Origin of the sequence: Tenacibaculum tangerinum (assembly GCF_029853675.1) — a bacterium.
GTDB lineage: Bacteria > Bacteroidota > Bacteroidia > Flavobacteriales > Flavobacteriaceae > Polaribacter > Polaribacter tangerinum_A.
This window is the reverse complement of record NZ_CP122539.1, coordinates 2,762,088-2,781,166: the sequence shown is the minus strand read 5'-3', so window position 1 is coordinate 2,781,166 and position 19,079 is coordinate 2,762,088. Positions and strand designations below refer to the sequence as shown.

The window sequence follows — 19,079 nt, the reverse complement described above, 5'->3', positions numbered from 1 at the left end:
GTTTTGTTTTCAATTTTGAACCATAAAAAATACTTTTACATCAAGTCGTAAAAGTATTTTAATATTACATGTATTTTATTACTGACAATAAGGAACTGTAAAAAAGCCTTCTACCTCGTTATCAGCAGAGGAAATTGCTTTTATTTTTACGGTAAGTTCGGTATCTGTAATTCGTACGAGTTCAACAGTTCCATTGAAGTAGTTTAAAGGAGTAACTCCTTTCTTACGAAACACTACATTTACATCGTTGTAAATACCAAGCGCTGTACTCACATAGGTTGAAATTTCTAGATCGTAATCGAAAATATCAGAACTACAGTCAGCCGCTATATTCGTAATATGTACTGAAACTTCATTATTCCCAGAGGGGAATGCTTTTCCTCCTTTAGCTTCAAACCTTTGTCCTTGCACTGTTCCTGATAACTCTGTATTGGCAATTCCTGAGATATCTTTATCACTATCAGAACAACTACTCATTACCAAGGTTAAACATACTAAAACGGCATAGCTAATTTTAAAAATCTTTTTCATTCGATGAAAATTTAACGTGTTTTACAGTGAGCTAATTTAGTTTAAAAATAAAAATCCACAAACAAATTAATTGCGTGTGGATTTTCACTATTTATAATGTACGTTTTATCCTACAATATTAATAATTCTTCCTGGAACAATAATCACCTTTTTAGGGGTACGTCCTTGTAACTGTGCCTGTGTTTTTTCGTGTGCCATCACCGTTTTTTCAATATCGTCTTTGCTCATATCTAACGGTAATTCTAGCGTAAAACGCATTTTACCATTAAAAGAAATAGGGTAATTCTTCGAGCTTTCTACTAAATGCTTTTCTTCAAATTTTGGAAACGCTGCAGTTGCAATTGATTCGCTGTGCCCTAGCTGACTCCATAATTCCTCCGCAATATGTGGTGCATACGGAGAAATTAACACCAATAAGGGTTCTAAAATAGCACGTTTGTTGCATTTTAAAGCGGTTAACTCATTTACCGCAATCATAAAGGTAGAAACAGAGGTATTGAACGAGAAGTTCTCGATATCTTCTGCTACTTTCTTAATGGTTTTATGCAAGGTTTTTAACTCGTCTTTAGTTGGTTCTTCGTCTGAAACGTTGATACCATTTTCATCGGTAAATAATTTCCATAATTTCTTTAAGAAAGAATACACGCCTGAAATTCCTGAAGTTTTCCAAGGCTTGGTTTGCTCTAAGGGCCCTAAGAACATCTCAAATAGCCTAAGGCTGTCTGCACCATATTGCTCACATATCAAATCTGGATTCACCACATTATACTTCGACTTTGACATTTTTTCAACTTCGCGACCTACAATGTATTTACATGAACTATCAATTATATCTTCATTGGAATCAACAATAAAACCATCTTCTAATATGAAAATTGAATTATTATAATCTTCATATTTTTTGTCTTTAATAAATTTTTCTAGATCTAATTCATCTGTTGTTCCTTTCAGTAAAGAAATATCAACACGAAGTGGTATACATCTTCTCAGATTTATTTTTAGATATAGTTCTGATTCTTTTAAGTCGTTTGAAAATTTGGAATTAATTTCATCCAAAAGTTTATCCTTAATCAAATCATGATACCTCTTAGTATAATCTTCTGATATTGTTAACAACTCTACTTCTGATTTAGAAATTAGAACTGGTCTTTTAATAACATAATTAAATATTTCTTTAGTATCAATTCCTTTATCGCTAGCAACAATTGGTTTTATATCTGCCCTATATACAAAAGCACTTGTCCCTAAAATCATTCCTTGGTTGATGAGTTTTTTTGCAAACTCTTCTACAGGTACATAACCTCTATCAAACAAGAATTTTTGCCAGAATCGTGCATATAGTAAGTGTCCTGTAGCATGTTCCGATCCTCCGATATATAAATCTACTTCTTTCCAATACTCCACCGCTTCCTTGCTTACAAATTCTCCTTCATTGTTTGCATCCATATAGCGATTAAAGTACCAAGAACTTCCCGCCCATCCTGGCATCGTGTTTAGTTCTAGTGGAAACACACTAGTGTGATTTATTAAATCATTAGAAACTACTTGATTCTTTTCAACATCCCATGCCCAAACCTCAGCATTTCCCAACGGTGGTTTTCCATCTTCGGTAGGTAAATATTTTTCTACTTCTGGTAACTTGATTGGTAAATGTTCGGCAGCAATCATTTGAGGCATTCCGTCTTTGTAGTATACTGGAAAAGGTTCTCCCCAATAGCGTTGACGACTGAATACGGCATCGCGCAAACGATAGTTTATTTTTCCATAGCCAATACCGCGTTTTTCCAATTCATAAATCACCGTTTTCATGGCCTTCTTATACGGAAGTCCGTTTAAGAAATCAGAATTTGCAATGACGGTTTTTTCTTTATCGGCAAAGGCTTCTTCAGAAATATCTACGCCTTCAAAAATATTCGGAATTTCCAATCCGAAATGTTTAGCAAAATCATAATCACGTTGGTCACCACAAGGCACTGCCATTACTGCCCCTGTACCGTAGCTTGCCAGTACATAATCACCAATCCAAATAGGTACTTGTTTTCCTGTAAATGGGTGTAAGGCATACGCTCCTGTAAATACTCCTGAAATCGTTTTTACATCTGCCATACGATCACGCTCTGAACGTTTTGCAGTTGCCGTTACATACGCTTCTACCGCTTCTTTTTGTTCAGGAGTCGTGATTTTCGCCACCAATTCGTGTTCTGGGGCTAAGGTCATAAAAGACACGCCGAAAATAGTATCAGGGCGTGTGGTAAATACATCAATCTGGTGGTTGAGCGTAGTCGAAACCACATCTTGGTCGCTTCGACTACGCTCAGCGTCCAAATTAGGTACCTCAAAAGAAACCATCGCTCCTTGACTTCTTCCAATCCAGTTAATTTGAGAGTCTTTTAAGGGCTGTGGCCAATCAATCGTTTCTAAACCGTCTAACAAACGTTGTGCATAGGCAGAAATTCGCATGGACCATTGGGTCATTTTTTTGCGAACTACTGGGTGTCCGCCCCGTTCAGAAACACCATTTACAATTTCATCATTGGCCAATACGGTTCCTAAAGCGGGACACCAGTTTACCTCGGTATCTGACAAATAGGTTAAACGGTATTGTAACAGTATTTCTTGTTGTTCTTTCTCAGAAAAGTTGTGCCATTCTTCCGCAGAAAAAACAGGAATATCGTCATCAGAAACTGCATTCACATTTGCATTTCCTACTGCTTCAAACTTCGCAATTAAGGTTGAAATGTCTTCTGCTTTGTCAGTTTCTTTATTATACCAAGAGTTGAATAGTTGGATAAAAATCCACTGTGTCCATTTATAATAGTTCGGATCTGAAGTACGTACTTCACGCGACCAATCGAATGAGAATCCGATAGTATCTAACTGACGACGGTAGGTTTTGATATTCGTCTCCGTAGTAATAGCTGGGTGTTGTCCTGTTTGAATGGCATATTGCTCGGCAGGTAATCCGAAAGAATCATATCCTTGTGGATGCAATACATTAAATCCTTTATGACGCTTGTAACGTGCATAGATATCTGAGGCAATGTAACCGAGTGGATGCCCAACGTGTAAGCCTGCTCCTGATGGATACGGAAACATATCTAACACATAATATTTAGGTTTCTCAGCATTGTTTTCAGCTTTAAACGTACCTTTTTCTGCCCAGTACTTTTGCCACTTTTTTTCTATTTCTCGGTGATTGTATTGCATTGTTTTAATTTATTCCTGTCGTTACGAGAAATGATACGAACAAAGTAACCTTACAGACTGCTTCGTGTTCCTTTCGATTACGCTCAATGTAGCACTTCGCAATGACGTGATTTTGAAGCTGCAAATTTACAGTTATTGTTGGTAAGTAAAAAGTTTAACGCTTTAATCCTTTTGATATAACCTCAACGAACATAAAAAAACCTTGCAAATTGTAGAATTTACAAGGTTTGAAAAATTTCTTTCTCTTCGACTCATCAGACTATAGCAAGTCTGGATCTGTTAAAATTACTTTTAATGTTCCTCCTCTTCCTGAGCGTTGAATATTACAAATACGTTCTTTTTGAGCAGGTCCTAAGGGTAATGAAGGACAGGGTTTATCTCCTACCAATTGAATACAATCGGTACAGTTTACTGGAAATACTCCCGGGTTTTCTGAGTTTTGCTGTAGTGCTTTATTAAAAATTCTTGAAATAGGTGTTTTATTAGGACCATAATTCCAACCTCCATCGCTGTCTACTTCCATGGCAATAAAGCTATTTACACCATTCACGCAACTTATATCAAATGCTTCTGCACATGGGGTGTTGGGGTTAAGGGTAAACTCGGCAATACTGGTTCCTTGTGCACCGTGATTAAAATCTGCTCCAGATACAGGACATTGTGGCTCTATATAGAAACAGATATTGCCACTAAAGCATGCTCCTTTTGGGTCAAACTCTTGTGTTTTTCCTGCTCCTAATTCAAACTTTGCCATGAGTTTATTTACCTTGGTTAAAAAACTAAAATCTGAGATTCCAACAGGTGAAGGGCAGCATTTATTTGCGCTATTCGAAGCGGCAAAGGTTACGTACACCTCTACGGATTTTTGAGTTTGATTTGTAACAGATAGGGTAGTGTAGCTTGTAGACATAATTGTATGTTTTAAGGTTTGTTTTTTGATTTTGTAAGTTCTTCGAACTACTTGTATGCAGTTAAAGTATTCTTTTACATAGTTCGTACATACGAAAAAACCTCTAACGACGATTATTGGGTAATGAGTGTGTTTTATGCAGCCTTACGTATATCTCTTAAAAAAGAGAGTTATTATTCGGTGTTTTTTAGACTATTTTTATACCTTAGAACCCAACCATATATACATTATTAACCAAACTACTTATGAATAAACACACGAGCACTTTATCGTTAAAAGATTTAGTTTCAATCCTTTTAAAAAGTGCTATAGCACCATCGGAAATTAAAGATGCTATAGATTTGATTCACGAACAATTTCAGGAACTTACCCAAATAACAGCCTATGATAGTAAGGTTGAGTATTTGGCTGCTGTTCCAACAGCAAAAGGGAAAGCGTTGGGTTTAAGCCATGCCGCTCAATGCTTATTGGATTACAACAGAACTCATAAATTTTTAAAAGGAATGGTGGCTGCTATTAAAGAAAAACAGCAAAATCACCCCGATGAAACAATACATATATTGTATGCAGGTTGCGGTCCGTATGCTCCTTTTATGACGTTGGTTGCGCAGCTTTTTAGTCCTAATGAAATTCAGTTTAGTCTTTTAGAAATTAACAAACTATCTTTACATCATGCTAAAGAGTTGATAGAAAAACTAGAATTAACTGATTTTGTGGCTGATTTTTATGAAGCTGATGCGGTTACTTTTTCGATTCCGAATGCAGAAAAATACCATATTCTATTTAGTGAAACTTTAGATGCTTTATTGTATAGAGAGTGCTATGTTCCTATTCTTTTTAACCTAGTACCCCAGTTGCCAGAAGCAACCACCATTATTCCTAACAACGTACTAATTAAAGGACGGTTTTCGTTAACATCGGTGAACGACCCTAATTATAAGGTGATGCGGGAAGATGTTATTATAGATGTACGAAAGGAACTGGATGCTTATGAAACTACTAATACGATACCTGAACAACTTCCTGAAAAAACAATAGATGCAAAAGCAATCGACATTGAACAATATCATTTTTTCGCTTTAGATACTGAAGTTCATGTGTATAATGATATTTGGTTGACGAGAAATGAATCGTCTTTAACGCTGGCTCTTGAAATGGAGATTGAAAAACCTTTTACATTCAACTCCATCGTTTTTACTTATACGATGAAAGATGCTATTGAGTTAAAGTTTTCACTAAAAGACTAATGGGTAAAGAAACAACAAAGCCTTACCTGAAAAATCAAGTAAGGCTTTTTTAAAAGTTTACTTTTTTATCCTTTAACTGGTATGGTAACTATAACGTCATCCCACCCTAGGTACATGTTAAAATCATCTCCTTCGCCTTCAAACACCATAGAAAAAACTTCGATGGGTTCTTTTGCTTTTGAAACCGTTCCTTTTACACGTACAATATCATCCGATTCTTTATAAAAATAAGCACCCCATACGTTTTTTGCTGAATTCAAAATTACAGTCCATTCGTTATCTCCCGGAATGGTAAACAGGGTATATGTTCCTGCTTTTACTGATTTTCCTCCAAAAACTACATCTTTGTAAAACGTAATTTCTGCCGCCTCATCGGCTCCCGTTCTCCATACTTTTCCTACTGGAGCTAGCCTTGCTAACGATCTTCCTTTGAGTTGCGGACGGCTGTATATGATTTTTACTGTTTTGTCTGAAATTCTATAGCTGCTTGGGTAGGCAGCTGCATCCATAGGGCTTTTGTCTAGTTTTGGGAATTTTTGAGCCATTGCTTCGTTTGAAAACACAAATGCCATGGTTAAGAAAATAATGAATAAAATCGATTTTTTCATGGTGTTTTTTTTAATTGATACTTAGAGTATTTGTCGACAAAACTACGCATACTTCTACAAAAATTAAAATTTACACCCAAAAAGGCGGTAAAATTCCTTTTTAGCTTATACCATTTCTTGTTTTGGAAACTAAGTATTTACAGTTAAAAATCTTTTCGCTGTGCTTTCTTGTATATGAAAAAAACGGGAATCATTACCCATAGTATCAATACCAAAAATGATGTAACAAATCCTAGTGAGGTTCCGAAGAAATTTTTAAAAATTGCACCCGTATATCCTAGTAAGGCTGAAATATCTAATTTCAGTAAAATCAGAATTCTAGATAAATCTATGGGGTTGAATGCGGTGGCTATAAGCGATGCATTGTCTAGCGGATACTCTTGAAATACTACGAGTGAAATGAGAAATATACCGTCGTAAATAACTGCCATGAATAGCCATACTAAAATAGCATATCCAAACCCTTTGATTTTATTTTCGTGCGATAAAGCGATATTGTATGCCAAGGCTACAAAAATGAATGTTAAAAAAGTTCCAACCGTTAATAACATCAAAAAATTAGAGGTAGATTCCTGCATTACACCGTATAGCAAAAACGGAATTCCCAAACCTAAAATTAAACTTAAGCTTAAGGAAATTGCAACTCCTAAATATTGACCAATAAAAATGTGTGACCTTTTTATAGGCTGAGATAATAGCAGCTCTACAAATTCTCTTGAATTGTAATAATACATTACCCCAAATATGGTTCCTATTAACGGAGTTAATACGGTAATGATATTCATTAATGAAATGACTGCTTTAGAGGTGTCGTTATTTAAAAATAATAAAGCAGAACTCAGCAGTAAATAAAAACTGAAGTATACCAAACTCCATCTACTTCTTACTAAATCGAAAAAACAATATTTTATAATTTTAATCATGATGCTCTATTAGTAGGTTTGCTATCGCTTGCTCTAAATCTTGTTTGTTAGTTTTGCTGTACAACTGTTCTTTCGTCCCTTTGAAGTAAATTTCTCCGTCTAATAAGAATACTATTTCATCTGCCATTTCTTCTACAAAACTCATTATATGTGAGGTTATTAGAATTGTTTTTCCTTGTTTTTTTTCTTCTTGGATTATTTTTTTTAAAGTTATAAGTGAAATGGGATCTAATCCGGTGGTGGGTTCATCTAAGATGATGAGATCATTATCAAACATAAAAGCAAGTACAATATTTACTTTTTGCTTTGTGCCGCCTGATAAATTTCCTAGTTTTTTATCTAAAAACGCTTCCAATCCAAATTTTTCTATGAGTTCTTCTTCTCTAGTTTCTTTGGTGCGCAAGCTTTTAATAAGTTTTATAAGTTCGCTTACTGTATTGTTTGTTGGAAAGTTGGCAATTTGAGGTAAATAGCTAATTTCTTTTTTATATTCAAATTGATGTAAAACAGATTTTCCGTTAATTTTTATTTCTCCTTTATCGACTAAAACCATTCCTAAGATACTTTTTATCAACGTAGTTTTGCCAGAGCCATTAGGTCCTAATATTGCGAAAATTCCTTTGTTTTTTATGGTTAAGTCTAGTTTATTCAATACTTGAACTTTACCAAATTTTTTATAAATATTGCTAATTTCAATCATTGTACTTTTGCATTAGGGGTGCTTTATCTACCAAGTTTTTTGGTGTAAAAACTGGAGTTACTTTTTCAGAAAAGTTAATAATATCAACAAATAAGCTTCGTAAGAGTATGATGGTTTCTGGAGTTTGATTTACGATATATGAAAACAGTTTTACAGGTCGATACGGTACGTCTCCTATGGCATCTTTATTCAAATCGTATCCTGTATAAGAGCTCCAATAGTTTCCTTCAAAACTGTTGTCGTTTATTTTGCTGTTATAAGAAACATCGAATGAATTGTTTAAAAAATTATTTTTTGTGAAAATGTTTTTATAACAAGCACCTGCTACTTTTAGCGCCCATCCATTGTTACTAAAGGTGTTGTGGGTATAATTAATTCGAGTAGATCCTTCAAGATTCACAGCTACGGTATTTTCTGAAAATTCATTTTTTACGATTTCAGCATCGTAAATTTCTTTTAGCAACAAGCCATAGGAAGCTGTTCCCCAATTTTTTAAAAATTTATTGTGGGTCATCGTTATATATTTTGAAAACATAACTGCTACACCAGCTCCGTTGTTGTTAAATGTATTTTGAGAATACTCGTTGTTGTTTGAAAACATAAAGTGTAAACCGTATCGAATATTGTGATGACTGTGGTTGTTTTTTACTACACTGTTTTTTACAAATTCAAAATAAATACCATCTCGTAAATTGTGCAGTTCGTTTCCGTCTATTATTGCATTACTACAATGCCACAAATGAATTCCATTACCTGCTTTTGCTTCAGTTTTAGCCTCGCTAGAAATAGAGCTATTCTTAATGTGAATGTTTTTGCTTTTTTCAATTAACATTCCAAAGAACACATTTTCAAGGGTTACTTTCTCGATGGTCAAATTATTACTTCTCGAAACATAAATAGCTGCATAATCTTTCGTGTAGCTTCTTCCAACATTTTTAATTATAATGTTTTTTAATGCTACAGAATCTGATAAAATTTTGAATACGTATCCTTTTTTTTCAGCATCAATTATTACCTTTCCTTTTCCTATGATCGTAATTGGTTTGCTAATTGTGATATCGTGTTCTTTGTATACGCCTTCATGTATAACTAGGGTATCGCTTTTTTTTGTAGCCTCAATTTTTTCTTGTATTGTTTGTTGAGAAAATACACTACTTACTGAAATAAACAAAAAAAATAGTATAGGTAATCTAATCATTTGCTAAAAACTAATTATAACAATGCTATTACTGTATGTAATCGTTTATCTCGTTCCAGTTAAACTGTTGACCAGCAACTTTGATTGCTTCTCGGTTTGAAAAAGCAGAGAGATTGGCTCCCATCGGACTTTTTATTTCTTCACTAACCAAAAAAGTGGCTTCTTTTGCATTGATGAGTGTGGTTGGCTTTGTATAATCTGTAACTAAAAATAACGCAATAGAACTTACATCTCTTTTATCTAAATCTTGTAACATACATTCAATTGCATCGTATTTATAGGCTCTTCCTTTTTTGGTAACGATTTGTGATGCATGTGTTTGTTCGACAATGGTCATTTGACAAGAGTGACACATATCTGTACCGTACTGAATTTCTTGTGGTGCTATTTTACAAGAAATGAGTGATAGTACTACTGCTACATAAGAAAATTTGGCAAGTGCTTTCATTTAATTAGATTTTACTTTTTTGGCTTCTTTTTTGCCCAAAAGATAGGCAATAAAAGTTAAAAACATTCCGAAAAACATTCCATAGGCTCCAAGTCTTGGATAGGAGTGTGCTTTAAAATTTAAAATATCTTTACTGCCAAACAGTGGTGGTTGAAATCCCATAATACTTCCATCAGGATTGGTAAACTTCATAATTGCCTTGGGGTCTAAATCATGACCATAGTTATATTCCCATAAATAAAAATCATACATTCCAGCAATACCTAAAACCAACATAAGTATAAACCAAATTAAGTACCATTTATAGTTGGCTTTTAAGCCTATAAATACACCTAAAATAACCATTACGGCAATTACTACTGGAAATATTTTAAATTCAGGAATCGTTTCAGGAATGTATTTCATTCCTACATAATGGTTCATTAAATTGATGTTTTTAATATCATGTGGATGCATATCTTCAAACTTGTTGATATATATATCCATACCCAATGGTGTAGGATATTGTGGAGCCTCTAACGTGATATTCCATAACGGAAAAGCAAAAAGCAATAATAGTAGTAATGAACCTACCATCATTAATATTTTATGTTTTTTCATCTGTTTTGTTTTTTTATTATTTTACCTCTTCAGATGACTGAAAATTTCATTTTTTAAATGCTAAAAAGCTGCTTGAAAGGTTATTTTTACAAATTTTATTCAAACAGCTTTTCAATCTAAAAACTAAACCTTACTGGATACTTTTACTCGCCATCCAAAGACCAGCTTAATTTTATATCAGAATTTTGGGGAGATACTCTAATATATCCTTGCATTTCTTGGTGTAAAGCAGAGCAGAAATCTGTACAATAAAATGGCCACACACCTACTTGTTTTGGCTGCCAAGTAATTGTTTTTGTCTGTCCTGGCATAACTAAAATCTCTGAAGTGTTTGCACCGATCATAGCAAATCCATGGGGTACATCAAAATCTTGTTCGTGATTGGTTATATGGAAATATACATTATCACCTACTTTAATTCCTTCAATATTATCGGGTGTAAAATGGCTTCTGATGGTACTCATGTAAATATGCACATTACTACCTTCTCTAACAACCTTAGCATCTTGCGGTGCTTTAATCGCATAAGGATGCTTGTTTTCTTCCATCTTATAAAACTTCTTTGATTTTGGTTTTAAAAGATCTGCTGGGCAACCAGCAGCATAGTGAGGCTCACCATGCGAAGGGAAGTCAGATAATAATTCCATTTTTTCACCAGAGATATCATACAACTGTACAGAATGCTCTAGCTCTGGACCTGTAGGTAAATAACGATCTTTGGTAATTTTATTCATGGCGATTAGATACTTACCAAAAGGTTTTCTTGAATTACCTCCAGGAACCATTAAGTGACCTACTGAATAATAGGTAGGCTTTCTATCAATTACCTCCCAAGTACCAAGTTTCCACTTCACTACTTCAGAAGAGATAAAGAAAGTTGTATAGGCATTTCCTTTAGCATCAAACTCGGTATGTAAGGGTCCTAAACCTCCAGACTTCACAACACCTGCCACCACGTCATCGTAATTCATAATTGGAATACCGTACGCTTCACCATCAAATTTTTTGTCTTCAATAGCTTTGAGCATGTTTGTAAATGAGTGCACTGTTAAATCGGCAGAAAGTTTACCACTACCTATAATGTACTCTCCATCAGGGCTCACATCGCAACCATGAGGTGATTTAGGTGTAGGTAATAAATAAACGGCACCAGGCACTTCTGTAGGATCCACTACCAACACTTCTTTTTTCATCGTTGACGTTGCGTTATGGGTGCTCTCGTCGTATACATTGTGTGCATAATTGGCTGGCATTTTTTTACCACCACCGTTGTTTACATATTCTTCAATTTTTTTCCAGTTTATGGCTGCAATAAAATCTTTATCATTTTGTGAGGCATTTACTTCTAATAAGGTACTAGCTTCTTCGGTATTATAGGTACTAAAGAAGAACCAACCATGAGAGTTTCCTCTTCCTGGATGCGATAAATCATAATTAAACCCTGGCATAATTATTTGGAATTTAAGATCCATATGCCCGTGTTCAGGATCTACACTAATAAATGATAAAGCTCCTTTAAATTTACCTTTATACTCATTAATAGGCATGTCTACTTGTGGTACTGGAACAGAGAAACGAGTTCCTGCCACCACATATTCTGTGTTTTCAGTAACAAAAGAAGAACTGTGGTTTCCTGCACTATTGGGGATTTCAATAATCTCGGTAGTTTCAAATACACTTAAATCTATTTTTGCAATTCTAGGGGTGTTGTTACCATTGATAAAAATAAATCTTCCATCTAACTCTCCATTGGTTTGTGAAATGTCTGGGTGGTGAGAGTCATCCCAAGGAATAAATCCGTGTGATGTGTTTAACATTGGTTTTGTTTCTTCTGAATAGCCATACCCTGAAGTTGGAAATTGCGAAAAAACTGGGATTTCTTTAAGCATTCTTCCCGAAGGCAAGCCATATACGGTAACGTTACCACTATATCCTCCAGAGAGAAACGCATAAAATTCATCGTGCTCACCAGGAGCTACGTATACTTTTTCAGCAGCATTGCTTCCTAGCGCTCCTGCTTTTTCTTGTGTTTTATTCCCATTGTTGCCACAGCCCATCATAAACATGGAAACTGCAACCAACAATAAGGCACTTTTTATTAGGTTTTTCATGGTTACTTATTTTAAAGTTCTAAAATATTCTAAGATAGCTCTAGCCTCTTGCTCATTGATATTTTGATTTGCCATAGGCGAACCGTTATACTCTATTAATAACGCTTTTGCTATAGGGTCTTTTTTAGTCATCTCTTCAGGATTCATAATCATATTCATTATCCATTCTGGAGATCTCCTATCGAGTATTCCTGTTGGATTAGGACCAATAAATTTTTTATTAGATCTGTGACATGCCGAGCATTTGTTTTTAAACAACTCTTTGCCGTCCTCTACCATTTTTGGATCTATTGTGCTTGGAATTTCTACCGATTTAACAGGACCAATTCCTTTGTTGGATAAATCGATATTGGCCGTAGTGGTGCTAACCGCTGGTTCTTCTTTGGGCACCTCTTTTTGTACCTCTGTTTTTTCTGGTGCTTTCTTAGATGAATAATCTACCTGATTATTCTTTTTATCGTTTCCACATGAAAACAGTAAAAAAGAAAACAATAATAGTAATAATTGGTGTGTGTATTTCAATGTAATTGTTTTTATAAATTATTATTCCTGTGGTACAAGCACTTGATCGATAACATGTATCCAACCATTACTTACCTTTACTGTTTTGATAATTTCTATCCCATTTACAAAAATTTTACCTTCTTTATTTTCTACAGGAAGATAGTTACCAGAAGCCATGTATAACTTTCGTTGTTTCTTTGCTTCTTTTTCTAATTGTTGTATAGGATAGTTTGCTGGTGCTACATGGTTCGTTAAAATAAATGCGAGTTTTGATTTGTTTTCTGGCTTTAAAAGATCTTCAACCGTACCTGCTGGTAGTTTATCAAAAGCACTGTTTAGAGGTGCAAAAATAGTTAAAGGTCCTGCATTTACCACTGCATCTTCTACTCCAGCAGCCTCAATGGCAGCTACCAATGTTGAAAAATCTGCAATACTTTTTGCTGTTCTTAAAGCATCCGGATCCGAAACTTCATCTTTTACAGAAGATTGTCCACCTAACTTCACTTCTTCTGTTTTTACCTCTGGGCTTACATCAGAAGCATTGGTTTTACTATTCTCGCTTTTACAAGAGAAAAGCAACGATAATGCAACCAAGTAAATTATGTTAACTGTTTTCATTGTTTAGTAGTTTTATTAAAACCCAAATATATACCTAACTATGCTCAAAAAACATGACAAATATCATAAAAAAAGATGTTTTTATCTTTTTTGAATTTTTAAAATGGATTCCTCCTAAAAAGTTAATACAGTTCTCTTTAGAAAATACTTTATTTTTATTTATTCCAAATAAATTATATATTTGTGCAGATTTATTACGACAAATAATGATTGTTTTTTATTTAGAGACCAAGAAAATTACTGCTACAAAGCCTGTTAAAAAATTACAGGAAGCTACTATTTGTAACGCTATTTGTACGAATAATTGTGGAAAACCTAAAAGCAAATGCTGTAATAAATACCTCAAGAAAGGGGTTAACTGCAAAAGATGTCCTTTGACTTTTAATTTAAAAGCAGTTTCATAGAACTTTAAATTCCAAAAACGTTTGTTTATATATAACTTACAAAAGCCTTTACTTAATGTAAAGACTTTTGTAGGTTGTAGTTTTTATTTGCTTAAGCAATCTTTAACAAAAAATAGTTCTTTTTACCTCTTTGTAGCAATACATACTTGTTGGCAATTAAATCTTTAGAGGTAATTGTAAAGTCTTCTTTTACTTTTTCTTTGTTAACAGAAATCGAGTTTTCTTTTAAGGCTCTACGTGCATCTCCATTCGATTTTAAAAAACCTGTTTTAGCGGCTAAAGCAGCAATCATATCGAGTCCTTCAGTAATATCTTCTGAGGTAACCTCAGCTTGAGGCACTCCATCAAATAGATCTAAAAAAGTTTGCTCATCTAAACTCTTTAAATCTTCGGCGGTAGAGTTTCCGAATAAAATATTAGAAGCTTTTACTGCCTTCTCTAGCTCTTCTTTTGAGTGTACAAAAGTGGTTACCTCTTCGGCTAGTTTTTTTTGTAAAACTCTTTGGTGAGGTGCTTTTGCGTGCTCTGAAGTTAAAGCTTCAATGGTTTCTTTATCTAAAAAGGTAAATATTTTAATGTACTTCTCGGCATCTTCATCCGAAGTATTTAACCAAAATTGGTAAAATTTATAAACCGATGTTTTCTCGGCATCTAACCATACGTTTCCTCCTTCTGACTTTCCAAACTTAGAACCATCAGCTTTGGTAATTAATGGACAGGTTGCGGCATAGGCTTTGGCATCTTCTTCCGAAGTCATTCTACGAACCAATTCTGTACCTGTTGTGATGTTTCCCCATTGGTCAGAGCCTCCCATTTGTAGTTTACAATTGTAGGTTTTGTACAAATGATAAAAATCGTACCCTTGAATTAATTGATAGGTAAACTCGGTAAAACTCATTCCTCCACCTGCTTCTCCTGAAATACGTTTTTTTACGGAATCTTTTGCCATCATGTAATTTACCGTAATACGTTTACCTACATCACGAGCAAAATCTATGAAAGAAAAATCTTTCATCCAATCGTAATTATTCACTAAAATTGGAGAATTTTCTGCTCCGTTATCAAAATTTAAAAAACGTGCTAGTGTTTTTTTAATTCCTGATACGTTTTTTGCTAATGTTTCTTCATTGAGTAAGTTACGTTCGTCAGATTTTCCCGAAGGGTCTCCAATCATTCCTGTTGCTCCTCCTACTAAAGCAATGGGTTTGTGTCCTGCTTTTTCAATATGAACCAATAAAATAATAGGCACCAAACTTCCAATGTGTAAAGAATCTGAAGTGGGGTCAAAACCAATATAGGCTGCGGTCATTTCTTTTTGCAACTGTTCTTCAGTTCCTGGCATGATATCGTGTATCATTCCACGCCATTGTAACTCTTCTACTAAATTTTGGGTCATTTTATTCTATTTTTAAAGAAGCAAAGATAAGTTTATCAACCAAAAAAAACTAAATTCGCTCTTATGATTTTAGTTACAGGTGGAACAGGTTTAGTCGGCTCGCATTTATTGTATCATTTAGCTCAAAAAAGCGATACTATTCGGGCTATTTATAGAACAGAAGAAAAGCGAGAACATGTTAAAAAAATCTTTTCGTTATACACAACCGAAGTTCAGCTATATTTTTCTAAAATTGAATGGATGAAGGCCGACATTACCAACATCCCTTCTTTAGACCCCGTATTTACCAATGTTACTGAAGTATATCATTGTGCTGCTTTGGTGTCTTTTAGTCCGAAAGATTATAGAAAAATGCGCCAAGTAAATATTGAAGGAACTGCCAATTTAATCAATTTCGCTATTGATGGAGACGTAGAAAAGTTTTGTTTCGTAAGCTCTATTGCTGCTGTGGGTGATTCCATAAATGGAAAACCTATTAACGAAGAAAATGAGTGGGTAGAGAGTAGTGAAAATCACGGGTATGCTATTACAAAGTACGGTGCTGAAATGGAAGTTTGGAGAGGAAGTCAAGAAGGGTTAGACGTTGTTATTGTAAATCCTGGTGTAATTTTAGGTAGTGGATTTTGGAATGAGGGTTCGGGTAAATTATTTACTCAAATACATAATGGGTTTTCTTTTTACACAGAAGGTGTTACGGGCTTTATTGGAGTAAAAGATGTAGTAAGAACCATGATACATCTCATGACTTCTGATGTTATTAATGAACGTTTTATTTTAGTTTCTGAAAACTGCTCGTTTAAAGAAGTTCTTTTTACGATTGCTGATAGGCTTGATAAAAAAAGACCTTCCATTCGCATAGGAAAATTTGCCACTTCCCTTTTTTGGAGAGTTGATTGGTTTTTAACGAAAATTACGGGCAAAGAACCGTTGCTTACAAAGAATTCTGCAAAATCGGCGCATCATAAATCGTTCTATACAGCCGAAAAAATTAAGACTCAGCTCAACATTGATTTCGAGCCTATTACCAATGTAATTTCTGGAATTGCAAAAAATTTTAAACACTAAAATTATCGGCTTCTTTCCAACTCTTTTTTATCCAACTTTTTAGTGGTTCTTTCTAGTGGTTCTTCTAGAATTTCATCCAGTTCTTGTTCTTTAGCAGGTATCAGAGAGTCTTTTTTTATTATTTTGGTTCCTTGTATTGAGTCTTCAATCGCTCTGTACGTGGCTTCTAAAGAGTCAATATTCGATTTTACTTTTTTAAGAATATCTGAATATTCATCTACTCTAGAGGTGTAATAGGTATTACTAGCATCAAAACGAGTACTATCAATTTTATACTTTTCGTATACCAAAATCATATAATTTTTTTCTCTTTTAAGAAATTTATTTTTTTGGTTTTTTGCCGAAGATGCAATGTACATATCGGTTAACAACATTATCATTGAATCTTTAGAAATTAAATTTTTGGGTTTTTTATAAATCGTATTGCTGTTACACGATAGCAAAAACAACCCAATACCTATATAAATAAAGTACTTCATTTACCTATTAAATAACAATCGTTTTCCTTTAACCTCATCGTTAAAAACTCCTTCATTATACAGTAAGTTTCCATTTACAAATGTATGTGTTATTTGACTTGAAAACTCAACTCCTTCAAAGGGAGACCACCCACATTTATAAAGAATGTTCTCTCTATTAACCGTCCATTTTTTATCGGTGTCGACCAAAACCAAATCGGCATAAAAGCCTTCTTTGATAAACCCTCTCTTTTCAATTTTGAAAATTTTTGCTGGGTTGTGACTCATTTTCTCTACTGCTTTTTCAATAGAAAGCACCCCTTCTTTTACTTTTTCTAAAACAGCAATAACTGCGTGTTGTACTAACGGACCTCCACTTGGTGCTTTGGTATACACATTGCTTTTTTCTTCTAAGGTATGCGGAGCATGGTCTGTAGCAATAATATCGATTCTATCATCTAATAATGCTTCCCATAAACCGTCTTTGTCTTGCTGAGTTTTTACTGCCGGATTCCACTTAATATGTGTTCCTTTGGTATCGTAATCTGCATCGGTAAACCATAAATGATGTATACAAACCTCTGCCGTAATTTGCTTTTCTTCTAACGGAATATCGTTTCTAAATAGCTGTGTTTCTTTCGCTGTTGACAAGTGAAAAACATGTAACCTTGCGCCTGTCTTTTTCGCTAGTTCAATGGCTTTTGAAGATGATAAATAGCAAGCTTCTTCACTACGAATTAATGGATGATATTTTATAGGAATATCATCGCCATATAGTGCTTTATACTCTTCTGTATTTTTTCTAATGGTTGCTTCGTCTTCACAATGCACTGAGATTAGCATCTTGGTTGAAGAAAATATTTTTTCTAATACTTCTTCGTTGTCTACCAACATATTTCCTGTTGATGACCCTAAAAACAATTTGATTCCTGCTACATCTTTCGGATTGGTTTTTAACAACTCTTCTAAGTTGTCATTCGTACCACCGAACATAAACGAATAGTTCGCATACGATGTTTTACTAGCAATATCGAACTTATCGGCTAATAATTCTTGGGTCGTTGCCTGCGGAACGGTATTGGGCATTTCAATAAACGAAGTAATTCCGCCAGCAATGGCAGCTTTACTTTCAGTGGCAATATTGGCTTTGTGTGTTAATCCAGGTTCACGAAAATGCACCTGGTCATCAATCATACCAGGGATTAAAAATTTTCCTTCAGCATCAACCATCAATACATTATCTGTAGGAATTATATTTTCTCCTATTTCTTTAATAAATTCTCCTTCTATTAAAACATCGCCTTTAAAAATTTTGTTTTCATTAACGATGTGTGCATTCTTAATTAAGTACGATTGCATGTTGTTATTTTGGTAATCCATTAATTCTCATTTTTATAACGCCAAAGACAGCTTCTTTTATAATACCCTTGCTTAGTTTTGATTTTCCTAAAACTCTATCGGTAAAGATAACCGAAACTTCTTTGATATTAAATTGGTGCTTCCACGCTTTGTATTTCATTTCTATTTGAAACGCATATCCTACAAACTTAACTTTGTCGAACTGAATGGTTTCTAATACGTTTCGTTTGTAGCACACAAAACCAGCGGTAGTGTCGTAAATTGGTATTTGCGTTATTAAGCGCACATATTTTGAGGCAAGATACGACAACAAGACTCTACTCATTGGCCAATTAACTACATTAACTCCTACCGAATATCTCGACCCTATAGCTACATCGGCTCCGTTAGTAGCGCATTCATCATACAATCGAATCAAATCATTTGGGTCGTGTGAAAAATCGGCATCCATTTCGATAATATAGTCATATTTCTTTGAAAGTGCCCATTTGAATCCGTGAATGTAGGCAGTACCCAATCCGTTTTTTCCCATTCTTTTTTCAATAAAAAGTCGGTTTGGAAACTCGGTTTGCAAACGTTCTACAATCGCAGCTGTTCCGTCAGGTGAGTTATCATCAACCACCAATACATGAAATACCTTTTCTTGATTAAAAGTTGCTCGAATAATGGCTTCGATGTTTTCTTTTTCGTTATAGGTAGGAATTATGACTAGAGCGTCTGACTTCATGTAATTTTCATATAATTCTAGGCAAAGATACACTTATTTATTACTAATTTTGTGTTAATTAAAAA

The 19,079-nt window shown here is 34.4% G+C and carries 19 protein-coding genes; 3 read left to right on the top strand and 16 right to left on the bottom strand.

Annotation, left to right across the window (positions count from 1 at the left end; all coding sequences use genetic code 11):
* Nucleotides 1-78: 78 nt before the first annotated feature.
* The 3 genes from P8625_RS12425 to P8625_RS12415 all read right to left on the bottom strand — a co-directional run bounded on the left by P8625_RS12425 (nucleotide 79) and on the right by P8625_RS12415 (nucleotide 4,648).
* Nucleotides 79-531 (bottom strand): hypothetical protein, encoded by a 453-nt coding sequence (locus tag P8625_RS12425; RefSeq protein ID WP_279650768.1) that lies wholly within the window; start codon nucleotides 529-531, stop codon nucleotides 79-81.
* Between the two features lie 105 nt (nucleotides 532-636).
* Nucleotides 637-3,738, bottom strand: coding sequence for a leucine--tRNA ligase (locus P8625_RS12420; RefSeq protein WP_279650767.1), 3,102 nt, complete (start codon nucleotides 3,736-3,738; stop codon nucleotides 637-639).
* 259 nt (nucleotides 3,739-3,997) lie between these two features.
* Nucleotides 3,998-4,648 (bottom strand): hypothetical protein, encoded by a 651-nt coding sequence (locus tag P8625_RS12415; RefSeq protein WP_279650766.1) that lies wholly within the window; start codon nucleotides 4,646-4,648, stop codon nucleotides 3,998-4,000.
* A gap of 245 nt (nucleotides 4,649-4,893) precedes the next feature.
* Here P8625_RS12415 and P8625_RS12410 point away from each other — a divergent pair, with 245 nt between their 5' ends.
* On the top strand, nucleotides 4,894-5,895 hold the full coding sequence (locus tag P8625_RS12410) for an SAM-dependent methyltransferase (RefSeq protein ID WP_279650765.1): 1,002 nt from the start codon (nucleotides 4,894-4,896) through the stop codon (nucleotides 5,893-5,895).
* Between the two features lie 65 nt (nucleotides 5,896-5,960).
* Here P8625_RS12410 and P8625_RS12405 read toward each other — a convergent pair whose 3' ends face one another.
* The 9 genes from P8625_RS12405 to P8625_RS12365 all read right to left on the bottom strand — a co-directional run bounded on the left by P8625_RS12405 (nucleotide 5,961) and on the right by P8625_RS12365 (nucleotide 13,605).
* Nucleotides 5,961-6,503, bottom strand: a complete 543-nt coding sequence (locus P8625_RS12405; RefSeq protein WP_279650764.1) for a DUF2911 domain-containing protein — start codon at nucleotides 6,501-6,503, stop codon at nucleotides 5,961-5,963.
* A gap of 143 nt (nucleotides 6,504-6,646) precedes the next feature.
* Nucleotides 6,647-7,426 carry an ABC transporter permease gene (locus tag P8625_RS12400; protein WP_279650763.1) on the bottom strand — a complete coding sequence of 260 codons (780 nt, stop codon included), beginning with the start codon at nucleotides 7,424-7,426 and terminating at the stop codon, nucleotides 6,647-6,649.
* Nucleotides 7,419-8,126, bottom strand: coding sequence for an ABC transporter ATP-binding protein (locus P8625_RS12395; RefSeq protein WP_279650762.1), 708 nt, complete (start codon nucleotides 8,124-8,126; stop codon nucleotides 7,419-7,421). The genes P8625_RS12400 and P8625_RS12395 overlap by 8 nt, the downstream gene beginning before the upstream one ends.
* Nucleotides 8,119-9,324 carry a nitrous oxide reductase family maturation protein NosD gene (locus P8625_RS12390; RefSeq protein WP_279650761.1) on the bottom strand — a complete coding sequence of 402 codons (1,206 nt, stop codon included), beginning with the start codon at nucleotides 9,322-9,324 and terminating at the stop codon, nucleotides 8,119-8,121. The genes P8625_RS12395 and P8625_RS12390 overlap by 8 nt, the downstream gene beginning before the upstream one ends.
* A gap of 28 nt (nucleotides 9,325-9,352) precedes the next feature.
* Nucleotides 9,353-9,772, bottom strand: coding sequence for a nitrous oxide reductase accessory protein NosL (locus P8625_RS12385; protein ID WP_279650760.1), 420 nt, complete (start codon nucleotides 9,770-9,772; stop codon nucleotides 9,353-9,355).
* Complete coding sequence (locus tag P8625_RS12380; protein ID WP_279650759.1) at nucleotides 9,773-10,372, bottom strand: hypothetical protein; 600 nt, start codon at nucleotides 10,370-10,372, stop codon at nucleotides 9,773-9,775. It abuts the gene before it with no gap.
* A gap of 143 nt (nucleotides 10,373-10,515) precedes the next feature.
* The gene (nosZ, locus tag P8625_RS12375; protein WP_407704779.1) at nucleotides 10,516-12,438 is read right to left on the bottom strand and encodes a Sec-dependent nitrous-oxide reductase; all 1,923 of its coding nucleotides are present in this window, start codon (nucleotides 12,436-12,438) and stop codon (nucleotides 10,516-10,518) included.
* Between the two features lie 51 nt (nucleotides 12,439-12,489).
* Nucleotides 12,490-13,005: a cytochrome c gene (locus P8625_RS12370; RefSeq protein ID WP_279650757.1), complete on the bottom strand. Its 516-nt coding sequence runs from the start codon at nucleotides 13,003-13,005 to the stop codon at nucleotides 12,490-12,492.
* 21 nt (nucleotides 13,006-13,026) lie between these two features.
* Nucleotides 13,027-13,605 (bottom strand): fasciclin domain-containing protein, encoded by a 579-nt coding sequence (locus P8625_RS12365; RefSeq protein WP_279650756.1) that lies wholly within the window; start codon nucleotides 13,603-13,605, stop codon nucleotides 13,027-13,029.
* Nucleotides 13,606-13,658: 53 nt separating this feature from the next.
* On the opposite strand from P8625_RS12365, the gene P8625_RS12360 reads away from it, so the two are divergent.
* Nucleotides 13,659-14,009 (top strand): hypothetical protein, encoded by a 351-nt coding sequence (locus P8625_RS12360; protein ID WP_279650755.1) that lies wholly within the window; start codon nucleotides 13,659-13,661, stop codon nucleotides 14,007-14,009.
* Nucleotides 14,010-14,100: 91 nt separating this feature from the next.
* Here the strand turns inward: P8625_RS12360 and tyrS are convergent, their stop codons facing one another.
* The gene (gene tyrS / locus P8625_RS12355) at nucleotides 14,101-15,405 is read right to left on the bottom strand and encodes a tyrosine--tRNA ligase (protein ID WP_279650754.1); all 1,305 of its coding nucleotides are present in this window, start codon (nucleotides 15,403-15,405) and stop codon (nucleotides 14,101-14,103) included.
* A gap of 63 nt (nucleotides 15,406-15,468) precedes the next feature.
* Here tyrS and P8625_RS12350 point away from each other — a divergent pair, with 63 nt between their 5' ends.
* On the top strand, nucleotides 15,469-16,470 hold the full coding sequence (locus tag P8625_RS12350; protein WP_279650753.1) for an NAD-dependent epimerase/dehydratase family protein: 1,002 nt from the start codon (nucleotides 15,469-15,471) through the stop codon (nucleotides 16,468-16,470).
* A gap of 2 nt (nucleotides 16,471-16,472) precedes the next feature.
* Here P8625_RS12350 and P8625_RS12345 read toward each other — a convergent pair whose 3' ends face one another.
* From P8625_RS12345 to P8625_RS12335, 3 genes are read right to left on the bottom strand one after another with little or no spacing between them, the layout of a single operon-like run.
* Nucleotides 16,473-16,949, bottom strand: a complete 477-nt coding sequence (locus P8625_RS12345) for a DUF4296 domain-containing protein (RefSeq protein WP_279650752.1) — start codon at nucleotides 16,947-16,949, stop codon at nucleotides 16,473-16,475.
* A complete protein-coding gene (locus P8625_RS12340; protein ID WP_279652959.1) occupies nucleotides 16,950-18,287 on the bottom strand; it encodes a dihydroorotase in 1,338 nt (445 codons plus the stop codon). It lies immediately after the preceding gene.
* 4 nt (nucleotides 18,288-18,291) lie between these two features.
* Complete coding sequence (locus tag P8625_RS12335; protein WP_279650751.1) at nucleotides 18,292-19,014, bottom strand: polyprenol monophosphomannose synthase; 723 nt, start codon at nucleotides 19,012-19,014, stop codon at nucleotides 18,292-18,294.
* Nucleotides 19,015-19,079: the final 65 nt, after the last annotated feature.